Source organism: Achromobacter denitrificans NBRC 15125 (assembly GCF_001571365.1).
GTDB lineage: Bacteria > Pseudomonadota > Gammaproteobacteria > Burkholderiales > Burkholderiaceae_B > Achromobacter > Achromobacter denitrificans.
Map to the genome: position 1 here is coordinate 1 of NZ_BCTQ01000080.1, position 8,281 is coordinate 8,281.

The 8,281-nt window shown below is 70.7% G+C and carries 8 protein-coding genes; 3 read left to right on the forward strand and 5 right to left on the reverse strand.

All coding sequences use genetic code 11. The features are described from left to right. The 3 genes from ADE01S_RS31895 to ADE01S_RS30810 form a co-directional block, all read left to right on the forward strand. A partial coding sequence (locus tag ADE01S_RS31895) for an allophanate hydrolase-related protein (protein ID WP_444540242.1) occupies nucleotides 1–485 on the forward strand: 485 nt, incomplete at its 5' end. Nucleotides 486–513: 28 nt separating this feature from the next. Continuing rightward, complete coding sequence (gene uca / locus ADE01S_RS30805; protein WP_062685559.1) at nucleotides 514–4,158, forward strand: urea carboxylase; 3,645 nt, start codon at nucleotides 514–516, stop codon at nucleotides 4,156–4,158. Then, nucleotides 4,155–4,886: a GntR family transcriptional regulator gene (locus ADE01S_RS30810; protein WP_062685560.1), complete on the forward strand. Its 732-nt coding sequence runs from the start codon at nucleotides 4,155–4,157 to the stop codon at nucleotides 4,884–4,886. Before uca ends, ADE01S_RS30810 begins: the two co-directional genes overlap by 4 nt. Here ADE01S_RS30810 and ADE01S_RS30815 read toward each other — a convergent pair. From ADE01S_RS30815 to ADE01S_RS30835, 5 genes are all read right to left on the reverse strand, one after another. Continuing rightward, the gene (locus tag ADE01S_RS30815; protein ID WP_062685561.1) at nucleotides 4,883–5,698 is read right to left on the reverse strand and encodes an anti-sigma factor family protein; all 816 of its coding nucleotides are present in this window, start codon (nucleotides 5,696–5,698) and stop codon (nucleotides 4,883–4,885) included. The two genes, ADE01S_RS30810 and ADE01S_RS30815, sit on opposite strands and share 4 nt — an antisense overlap. Before the next feature lies 1 nt (nucleotide 5,699). After that, a complete protein-coding gene (locus ADE01S_RS30820) occupies nucleotides 5,700–6,212 on the reverse strand; it encodes an RNA polymerase sigma factor (protein WP_062685562.1) in 513 nt (170 codons plus the stop codon). A 34-nt stretch (nucleotides 6,213–6,246) separates the two neighbouring features. Continuing rightward, entirely contained in the window at nucleotides 6,247–6,615 is a 369-nt protein-coding gene (locus ADE01S_RS30825; protein WP_062685563.1) for a COG4315 family predicted lipoprotein, read from the reverse strand. Nucleotides 6,616–6,705: 90 nt separating this feature from the next. Further along, the gene (locus tag ADE01S_RS30830; RefSeq protein WP_062685564.1) at nucleotides 6,706–7,158 is read right to left on the reverse strand and encodes a GNAT family N-acetyltransferase; all 453 of its coding nucleotides are present in this window, start codon (nucleotides 7,156–7,158) and stop codon (nucleotides 6,706–6,708) included. Nucleotides 7,159–7,244: 86 nt separating this feature from the next. Continuing rightward, nucleotides 7,245–7,733, reverse strand: a complete 489-nt coding sequence (locus ADE01S_RS30835) for an REP-associated tyrosine transposase (RefSeq protein ID WP_232481938.1) — start codon at nucleotides 7,731–7,733, stop codon at nucleotides 7,245–7,247. Nucleotides 7,734–8,281 lie beyond the last annotated feature (548 nt).

Sequence of the window (8,281 nt, forward strand, 5' to 3'; positions counted from 1 at the left end):
GCCAGTGGCAGGCGAGCCGAGGCCTGCCGCTGGGCGCGACGGGCGCGCCCCTGCCCGCGTCCGCCGCCGCGCCGCAACCCGCCGCGCACACCGTGCGCGTGGCCGTCGTGGGCGCGCACCTTACCGGCATGCCGCTGAACCACCAATTGACCTCGCGCCGCGCCGCGTTCGTGGAGCGGACCCGCACGGCGGGCGACTACCGGCTGTATGCGCTGGCCGGCACCACGCCGCCCAAGCCCGGCCTGGTGAAGTCCGGCGCCGGCGAGCCCATCGAGGTCGAGCTTTGGGACGTGCCCCTGCCGGCCTTCGGCGCCTTCGTGGCGGAAATCCCCGCGCCGCTGGGCATCGGCACGCTGGAGCTGGAGGACGGCCGCCAGGTCAAGGGCTTCATCTGCGAACCGCGCGGCCTGGAAGGCGCGCTCGACATCACCGCGTTCGGCGGCTGGCGGGCCTATCTGGCCAGCCTTGGCGCCGCGCCCCGCTAACCCCCGCCAGACCTCTGGGAGCCGAATCGTGTTCGATACCGTTCTGATCGCCAACCGCGGCGAAATCGCCGTCCGCGCCATCCGCAGCCTCAAGCGGCTGGGCATCCGCAGCGTGGCCGTCTACTCCGATCCCGACCGCAATGCCGCGCACGTCCGGGAGGCCGACGTGGCCGTGGCCCTGGGCGGCGAAAAGGCGGCCGACAGCTACCTGCGCATGGACTTGCTGCTGGCCGCCGCGCGCGAGCAGGGCGCGCAGGCCATTTATCCCGGCTACGGCTTCCTGTCCGAGAGCGCCGAGTTCGCGCAGGCCTGCGAAGCGGCGGGCATCGCCTTCGTGGGGCCCACGCCGGCGCAGATCCGCGAGTTCGGCCTGAAGCACCGCTCGCGCGAACTGGCGGCCGAAGCCGGCGTGCCGATGACGCCCGGCACGGGCCTGCTGGGCAGCCTGGGCGAGGCGCTGTCGCAGGCCGAGCGCATCGGCTACCCGGTGATGCTCAAGAGCACCGCGGGCGGCGGCGGCATCGGCCTGTCGCGCTGCGAGAACGAGGCCGAGCTGACCGTGGCGTTCGACAGCGTGCAGCGCATGGGCGAGCATTTCTTCCGCGACGGCGGCGCGTTCCTGGAACGCTACGTGGACAACGCCCGCCATGTCGAGGTGCAGATCTTCGGCGACGGCGCGGGCCGCGTGGTGGCGCTGGGCGAGCGCGACTGCTCGGTGCAGCGCCGCAACCAGAAGGTCATCGAGGAAACGCCGGCGCCCTTGCTGCCCGCGGCCACGCGCGCGGCGCTGCACGCGGCCGCCGTGCAACTGGGCGCTTCGGTGAACTACCGTTCGGCCGGCACGGTGGAGTTCATTTACGATCCGGCGCGCGACAGCTTCTACTTCCTGGAAGTGAATACGCGGCTGCAGGTCGAGCATCCGGTGACGGAGGAGGTCACCGGCCTGGACCTGGTGGAGTGCATGCTGCGCGTGGCGGCGGGAGAGCCGTTGGACTTCGAGGCCCTGTCGCGCCCGCCGCAAGGCGCTTCCATCGAAGTGCGGCTGTACGCCGAAGACCCGCTGCGCCAGTTCCAGCCTTCGCCTGGCGTGTTGACCGAGGTTGCGTTTCCGCGGGGCGTGCGGGTGGACGGCTGGGTGGAGACGGGCACCGAGGTGCCGGCCTTCTACGACCCGCTGCTGGCCAAGCTGATCGTGCGCGCGGAAACGCGCGAGGCCGCGCTGGACAAGCTGTCCGAGGCGCTGGCCGCGACGCGCCTGCACGGCATCGCCACCAACCTGGATTATCTGCGGCAGATCGTGGCCGACGCGCGCTTTCGCGCCGGCGAGATCTCCACGCGCTTCCTGGAAAGCTTCGACTACCGGCCCGCGGCGATCGAGGTGCTGGAAGCGGGCACCTACACCAGCGTGCAGGATTACCCGGGCCGCGTGGGCTACTGGGACATCGGCGTGCCGCCCTCGGGGCCGATGGACGATTACGCCTTCCGCATGGCCAACCGCATCGTCGGCAATGCGGCCGACGCGGCGGGAATCGAGGCTACGCTGGCCGGGCCCACCCTGCGCTTTCACGGCGACGCCATCGTGGCGCTGACGGGCGCGGTTTGCGCCGCCACCCTGGACGGCGAACCGGTGCCGATGTGGCAGCCGGTGGCGGTGCGTTCCGGCCAGGTGCTGGTTACCGGCCGGGCGCTGTCGGGCTGCCGCAGCTACCTCGCGGTGCGCAACGGCCTGGACGTGCCCGTCTACCTGGGAAGCCGCTCGACCTTCGCGCTGGGCCAGTTCGGCGGCCATGCCGGCCGCACCCTGCGCGTGGGCGATATGCTGCCCCTGCTGCGGCCGGAACTGGCGGGCGCCGGCGCGGCCGCGCCCATCGCGGCGCCGCGGGCCGCGCCGCCCGAACTCATCCCCGCCTACGGCAACGCCTGGGAGATCGGCGTGCTCTACGGTCCGCACGGCGCGCCGGATTTTTTCCGGCCCGAATCGATGGAGGCGTTTTTCGCCGCCGACTGGGAAGTGCACTACAACTCCAACCGGCTGGGGGTGCGCCTGGTCGGGCCCAAGCCCGCCTGGGCCCGCGAAAGCGGCGGCGAGGCCGGGCTGCACCCCTCCAACATCCACGACTGCGAATACGCCATCGGCAGCATCAACTTCACGGGCGACAGCCCGGTCATCCTGACGCGCGACGGCCCCAGCCTGGGCGGCTTCGTCTGCCCCGTCACCATCGCGCGGGCGGAGCTGTGGAAGGTCGGCCAGGTCAAGCCCGGCGACCGCATCCGCTTCGTGCGCATCGACTACGCGCAGGCCAGGGCGCTGGAACAGGCGCAGGACCGCCGCGTGGAAGAACTGGCGGCGCCGGCAACGCCGGCCGTGGCTCCGGCCCCGGTCCCGGCCACCGCGTCCGAGGCCATCGTGGCGGCCCTGCCGGCCGAGGGCACGCGCCCGTCCGTGTGCTACCGGCAGGCCGGCGACGGCTACCTGCTGCTGGAGTATGGCGACAATGTGCTGGACCTGGCGCTGCGCATGCGCGTGCACTTGCTGATGGAAGCGCTCAAGGCCGAGCCGGTCGCGGGCGTGCTGGAACTGTCGCCCGGCGTGCGATCGCTGCAGATCCGCTATGACGGCGGGGTCATCCCCCAGGGCCGCCTCGTCGCGCGGCTGCTGGAGATCGAGGCCGGCCTGCCCGACGTGGCCGACCTGAAAGTGCCGACGCGAGTGCTGCGCCTGCCCATGGCATTCGAGGATTCCGCCACCCTGGGCGCGGTGCGGCGCTACCAGGAGACCGTGCGCGCGAATGCGCCCTGGCTCCCCAACAATGTGGATTTCATCCGGCGCATCAACGGCCTGGCGGGGCGCGACGACGTCCGCCGCATTGTGTTCGACGCCAGCTACCTCATCATGGGACTGGGCGACGTCTACCTCGGCGCGCCTTGCGCGGTGCCGATAGATCCGCGCCACCGCCTGCTGACCTCGAAGTACAACCCGGCGCGCACCCATACGGCGGAAGGCACGGTCGGCATCGGCGGCGTCTACATGTGCATCTACGGCATGGATTCGCCCGGCGGGTATCAGCTCGTGGGCCGCACGCTGCCGATCTGGAACAAGTTCCTCAGGAATCCGGTGTTCCAGGAGGGCAAGCCGTGGCTGCTGCGCTTCTTCGACCAGGTGCGCTTCTATCCGGTGACCGAGGCCGAGCTGGACCGGCTGCGCGAGGACTTCCGAGAAGGGCGGGCAGCCGTGAGCATCGAGGAAGAAGTCTTCGACTTCGCGGCGCACCGGCGCTTCCTGGCGGAAGAGGCGGACAGCATCGCGGCGTTCCAGACCCGCCAGAGGGCCGCGTTCGATGCCGAGGTGGCGCTGTGGAAAACCGAGGAGGCTCCGGCCGAGCCGGCCGCGCCGCCGCCCGAGCCCGAGGCCGCCGCGGCGCTGCGCGAGGGGGAACGCCTGGTCAGCGCCGACATGTGCGGCAACGTCTGGAAGATTCCGGTGCAGGTGGGGCAGAGCGTGTCGGCCGGCGACACGCTGGTCGTGGTCGAGGCGATGAAGATGGAGCTGTCCGTCATCGCGCCGGCGTCCGGCATCGTGACGGCGATCCGCTGCGCGCCGGGCAAGCCGGTGAACGCGGGCGATCCGCTGATCGTGCTGGCCGAGGACGCGGCCTGCGCCGTGGCCGGATGAGGCGCCTGGCATCCGTGCAGGCCGGCCTGGGCATCCGGCCGGCTCCGGCCCTGGCCGGCTCGCTGGCCGACCAGGTCTACCAGCGCATCAAGGACGATCTGTTCGACTTCCGCATGTTGCCCGGCGAGCGCTTCACCGAGGCCGAGCTGGCGGCGCGGCTCGGCGTGAGCCGCACGCCGGTGCGGCTGGGCCTGGCGCGGCTGGCGCGCGAAGGCTTCGTGCTGGCGCAGCCGCGCAGCGGCTGGCAGGCGCGGCCGTTCGACTTCGAGCGCTTCGAGGCCCTGTACGACGTGCGTGTGGTGCTGGAGCAGGCGGCCGTGGAAAGGCTGTGCGCGCGCGAGCCGATGGACGGCGCGGGCATCCTGGGCGCGCTCGCCGACGTGTGGCTGGCGCCGCCGCCCCAGCGCATCCTGGACGGCCGCCTGGTGGCGCAGCTGGACGAGGCCTTTCACTGCTCGCTGGTGTCGGCGGCCGGCAACGCCGAAATGGCGCAGATCCACCGCGACGTGACCGAGAAAATCCGCATCGTGCGGCGGCTGGACTTCACCAAGGATTTTCGAGTGGACGCCACCTATGACGAGCATGCGGCCATTCTGCGCGCGGTGCTGGCGCGGCGGGCCGACGAGGCCGGCCGGCTGCTGCGCTCGCACATCGGAATGAGCAAGGCCGAGGTCCGCAAGATCACGCTGCACATGCTGCACGAGGCCCGCCAGGCCGGCCGCGCCTAGCCCTGCAATTGCCGGTAGACCTCTTGCGATACGCGTTGCAGTTCCTCGCGGCTGACGGCGCCGGAGAGCGCATAGCCGAACTGCCCCTCGACCCAATAGAACACGCGCACGGACCCTTCCTGCGTGAACTGGAACGCGGTCTGGTCGCCCGCCGCCTCGCGGGTGACGTACAGCGTCAGCCGCTGGCCGTCGGGCGCGCCGTACATGAAGAGCGCGACCGGCCCCGCGCCGCCGGGCAGCAGGCGTCCGCCCATCAGCTCGTAGCCGGCCTGCGACAGCGAGGGCGCGCGCACCGGCGCGCCCATGCGCTTGGTGAGCCAGGTGACCAGGCCTTTTTCGTTGTCGACGCCCACTTCCACGGGGCGGCCCATGTCGGGCGCGTAGACGGCGTGCGCGATGGCGGCGCGCTGCGCATAGCCGCCGGCGGCGCGTTCCGGCGAGGCGGTGGCCAGCACCGCCTGCCAGTGGCGGGCATCCATCGCGCCGCGGGTAATCCAGGCCGCGCTGGCGCTGATCGCGGCAACCGCGACGCTGGCGGCCAAGGCCCGCCAGGGCCAGCGGCGCGCCGGCGGCGCCAGGGGCAGCCGCAGCGGCAGCGGCTCGTCCAGCACGGGGTCCAGGAAGGCGTGCAGCGCGCGGCGCTGCGCCCGCCAGTCGTCCACCCGCGTCTGGTCGTGCGGATGGGTGGCGAGAAAGGATTCGACTTCGGCGTGCCGCGCGGGCGGCAGCTGGCCGTCCGCATAGGCATGCAGATCGGCTTCGGTGATGGGGGTGCCCTGGGCGGGCACCGGGTGGAGGCGTTTGTCGTTCATGTCATTTCACGCGGTGGAGCCGGTTGACGGCGTCGCGTCCCTGCATCAGCAGGCCCAGCTTTTCCCGGGCGCGCGACAGGCGCGACATGACCGTGCCCATGGGCACGTCCAGGATCTGGGCGGTTTCCTGATAGGACAGGTCCTCCACGCATACCAGCAGCAGCACTTCCCGCTGCTCGGCGGGCAGGGCTTGCAGGCAGCGGTCCAGGTCGCGCACCTCCAGGTGGTCGGTCTGGGTGGCGCGCACCGGCGCATCGGGCAGCTCGCCCGGGGCGGTCTGCTCCGCCCGCCGGCTGGTGGCGCGCACGCCGTCGATGAAATGGTTGTGCATGATGCCGAACATCCAGGCGCGCAGCTCGCCCCGCCGCTGCCAGCGCGAATAGCGGCTCCATGCGCGCTCAAGCGTGTCCTGCACCAGATCGTCGGCCCGATGGGGATCGCCCGTCAGCCCGCGGGCATAGCGCCGCAGGCTGGGGATGCAGGCCAGTATCAGGGCTTCGTCGTCGGCGCGCATGGTCGGCAGCGGGAGAGGGGGGCGCGGCGCGGGGTCAGGGCTTGGCCGCGTGCCAGACTTCCTTGAAGTTGTCGCCGGTCTTGTCGCCGGCCTTGGCGTCCTTGGCGTAGGTGTACAGCGGCTTGCCCTTGCTGGCCCATTGCTTGGTGCCGTCGTCGCGGGTGATGACGGTCAGGTCGCCCATGGGCTTGGCGTCGGCGCTGGCCATGAGGGGAGGCCAGATCTTGGCGCACTGGTCGTTGCAGGCGCTCTTGCCGCCCGAGTCCTTGTCGAAGGTGTAGAGCGTCATGCCGGCGCTGTTGACCAGGACGCCGTCCTGGGTCTTGACGGCCTGGGCCAGGGCGCCGGCCGAAAACAGGGCGGCGGAAGTAAGGGCCAGGGCTGCGGCGATGTGTTTGCGCATGGTGTGCCTCGCGGATAGGGAAAGTTTTGGGGACTGCCTTCCACAGACGCTGCCGGCCCCGGCCTTATTCCACCCGGGGGAGAAAAATTTTCAACCGGCGCGCCGGGAGGGATAACGCATTTCGATTTCCAGCCGGTTCTCCTCGATGGGGGTGAAGCCCAGCGACTCGTAGAGGCGCCGGGCGGGGTTGCCATGCAGCACGCTCAGGGTGACCGCCACGCCTTGCGCGTCGGCCTGGGCCAGCAGCTCGGCCAGCAGGCGCCGGCCCAGGCCCTGGCCCTGGAACGCGGGGTCGATCTGGATCTGGACCACGCGCCAGGCGGCGGCGTCCCGGGATGCCTTGAACAGCCCTGCGGGGCGGTCGTCCGCCCAGACGATGTGCGCGTCCTCGAAGCGGTGGCGGATGCGCTCCAGGTGATGGCCGTCGTCGTCCGGCGCGCCGGCGCGGCGCAGGTGCTCCGTCATGGTGACCTTGCGCAGGGCGAGCAGGAAGGGCAGGTCGGCTTCGGTGGCGGGCCGTAGCGTCAGGGCAGGGGAGGTCATGGAGCGTTGCCGTGGGAGGGGCGGGCGCGGATGCGCCCGGTGATTCAGTTTATAGAACCGCCCGGCCGCTCTTGCCAAGCGGCCCTTCATCGCCGTTGGCGTTCTCTCCACGCGAGATACGTGGAATGCGGCCATTCCTCCGGCCGCTCCACGTAGCCATGCTTGATCGGGTTGGCGTGGACGTAGCCGATGCACGCGGCCAATTCCGCTTCATCGCGGACGGCATGTTCCCAGTACCGTCTTTGCCAGATCTCGCGCTCGCCGCGGCCCCGCCGCGCCACGATGGGTGGAGGCATCGGGAGCGCGCGTGAGAACCGGGCCTTGATTCGCCGCCAGCGGTTTGGATAGTCGCTGTCGCCCTCGGGTAGCCGCCAGACCATGTGCAGGTGGTCCGGCATGATGACCGCGGCCAGAATGGAGAACGGCGCGAGCCGCTGCTCCGCGCGGATGCAGGCTTTCAGCAGCTCGGCGCGTTCGACGAGGCGCCGGGTTCCGCGTGGGCGCGCGGCCACGGTAAAAAAGTAAGTGCCGCCGGGCAGAAAAAGACGTCTATAGGAAGTCATCCCGGCCAGCATAGGCCTTCCAGCGGAACGCCGGCGCAGGCCGGTGGCGCATCGATCCACCTCGGAAGACCGAGGCGTAGGATGGGTGGAGCGCGAGAGTTCTCAAGCAAGAAAACCGCCCTCCAGCGCGCGAAACCCATGCGGCCGTGGGCAGATTGTGCCTGGCATCGGCCGGAAAACAAGCGATTGCGGCCGCATGGGTTTCGCGCGTTCGGCATCGGGTTTCTTGCCCTGGCACTGCCGCGCTCCACCCATCCTACGCCTCGATCGTCCGAGCTGGTCCACGGCCAGCATAGGCCTTCCAGCGGAACGCCGGCACAGCCGGTGGCGCATCGATCCACCTCGGAAGACCGAGGCGTAGGATGGGTGGAGCGCGAGAGTTCTTAAGTAAGAAAACCGCCCTCCAGCGCGCGAAACCCATGCGGGTGTGGGCAGATTGTGCCTGGCATCGGCCGGAAAACAAGCGATTGCGGCCGCATGGGTTTCGCGCGTTCGGCATCGGGTTTCTTGTCCAGGCACTGCCGCGCTCCACCCATCCTACGCCTCGATCGTCCGGGCTG